The organism is Sulfolobus sp. B1 (genome assembly GCF_007050195.1).
Classification (GTDB): Archaea; Thermoproteota; Thermoprotei_A; order Sulfolobales; family Sulfolobaceae; genus Saccharolobus.
Genome location: NZ_QIMI01000298.1, coordinates 1 through 875, shown reverse-complemented (window position 1 = coordinate 875; position 875 = coordinate 1). Strand labels below are relative to the sequence as shown.

General features: G+C 38.1%; 1 protein-coding gene and 1 pseudogene. Both read left to right on the top strand.

All coding sequences use genetic code 11. From position 1 onward, the window contains the following. Positions 1 to 564, top strand: a pseudogene (locus DMP16_RS10300) (carboxypeptidase M32); the annotation flags it as partial. Positions 565 to 742: 178 nt separating this feature from the next. Further along, positions 743 to 874 (top strand): hypothetical protein, encoded by a 132-nt coding sequence (locus DMP16_RS11485; RefSeq protein WP_255446887.1) that lies wholly within the window; start codon positions 743 to 745, stop codon positions 872 to 874. Position 875 lies beyond the last annotated feature (1 nt).

Genomic DNA, 875 nt, shown 5'->3' with positions numbered 1-875 from the left:
TCTAGATTTTGGGAAAATGTAATAGGAAGGAGTTTAGAGTTTACCAGGTTAATCTACCCATACTTAAACGTAAAGGACCCAGTCGAGGATGTGTATTATTATTTCAATAATGTGAAAAGGCAACCAATAAGAGTTGACGCTGACGAAGTTACATATAATTTCCACATAGCTATAAGGTATGAGATAGAGAAGAAGGCTATTGAAGGGAGTATTAACGCAAGCGACTTTCCTTCACTATTTGATGATCTAATGGAAAAATATTTGGGAATAAGACCTAGAAATGTAGGAGAAGGAGTTTTACAAGACGTTCACTGGAGTCAAGGATCGTTTGGATACTTTCCAACTTACACTCTAGGAAACATTATAGCTGGAATGACTTACTATCATTTAAAAAGGGAAATTGGGTTTAACGTAAATGACATAGACGGTATTAAGGAGTGGTTAAGGAATAAAATACACAAATACGGTGCAATTTACCCGCCTAAGGAACTTCAGCTTAAAGCGTTTAACGAGGCATATAATCCTGCTAGGCTTATACAGTATTTAGAGGAGAAATACGTTTAAGTTTTTTAAGACAAGTTTATCTGTCTCCAAATTTGAAGAGCTCTCACGTGAGCTTGAGCAATTTTCTCATTGACTAGAGGACTTCATAGGGGGCTTCGAGAGGTAATAACAATAGACCAAATAGCCTAATACGGACCAACGGGACTATGGCGTTCTCAATAGCCATTTACGACCCCTAATGAAGAAGCTTAGAGAGTGGCGAGATGGTGAGTTTGTACCCTGGTTGAAGCCTAATGTTGGTGCAATAGCTACACGAGACTTAGCTAACAGAGGGTTAAAAATACTTAAGGAGGTGCATAACGTAAACTAGA